Annotated in this window: 2 protein-coding genes; both read left to right on the top strand. The window is 65.7% G+C overall.

The features are described 5' to 3' along the window. On the top strand, positions 1-306 hold a 306-nt coding region (locus F3J38_RS27740), incomplete at its 5' end, for a spore coat protein U domain-containing protein (protein ID WP_167144546.1). A 242-nt stretch (positions 307-548) separates the two neighbouring features. After that, the coding region (locus F3J38_RS27735) for an SDR family NAD(P)-dependent oxidoreductase (protein WP_167144544.1) at positions 549-954 on the top strand (406 nt) is incomplete at its 3' end.

Raw genomic sequence — 954 nt, 5'->3', positions numbered from 1 at the left:
TGCACCAAGGGTAGTGCCTACACGGTGGGGCTGGATGACGGGCAGAACGTGTCGGGCGGGCGGCGGCGGATGAAGTCCAGTGCCGGCAATTTCCTCGCCTATGACATCTTCAAGAGTGCCGGCGCGGTGCGCTGGGGCTCGGTGGGGACGGCGCGGCGCGCCAGCAGCGATGCCGACGTGAACCCGGGCAACGGCACCGGAACGGGCAGCCAGCTGTTCAACTACAACGCCAAGGTCTACACCGACCAGGCCACGCCACCGGCGGCGGGGTACACCGACGGCGTGATCCTCGATGTACAGTTCTGAGTAGATCGCTGCTTTTGCGCAACGCTTGTGGGGGGACCTTGGGTCGCGAAGGGGCTGCAGCGCGGCCCCAGGATCTTGGCGTAATGGCCGATAGGGTCGGGGCCGTTGCGCGAGCCTTTCGCGACACAAGGCCGCTCCTACGGGAGCAAGGACACTTTCGGTATGACCTTGAGCGAGAATCTGGCAGTGTTCATGGTCATCGCCAGGTTCAAAGCCACCGGCATCCTCTGAAGGAGAACGGCATGACACTCAAAGGCAAGACCGCGCTGGTCACCGGTTCCACCAGCGGCATCGGCCTGGGGATAGCCCAGGCGCTGGCCGCGGCAGGCGCCGATATCCTGCTCAACGGCTTCGGCGATCCGGCCCCGGCCCTGGCCGCAATCACCCGGCATGGCGTGAAGGCACTCCACCACCCGGCAGACCTTGCGCACGTGGACCAGATCGAACAGATGTTCGCCATGGCCGAGCAAGCGTTCGGTGGCGTCGACATCCTGGTCAACAACGCTGGCATCCAGCATGTGGCGCCCGTGGAGCAGTTCCCGGTCGAGGCCTGGGACAAGATCATCGCGCTCAACCTCTCGGCGGTGTTCCATGGCAGCCGCCTGGCATTGCCCGGCATGCGCGCACGCGGCTGGGGGCGGATCGTCA

The sequence above is a fragment of the Candidatus Pantoea formicae genome (genome assembly GCF_011752625.1).
Lineage (GTDB): Bacteria > Pseudomonadota > Gammaproteobacteria > Enterobacterales > Enterobacteriaceae > Pantoea > Pantoea formicae.
Note: the sequence above shows the minus strand (reverse complement) of the source record. Positions and strands in the feature narration are given on the sequence as shown.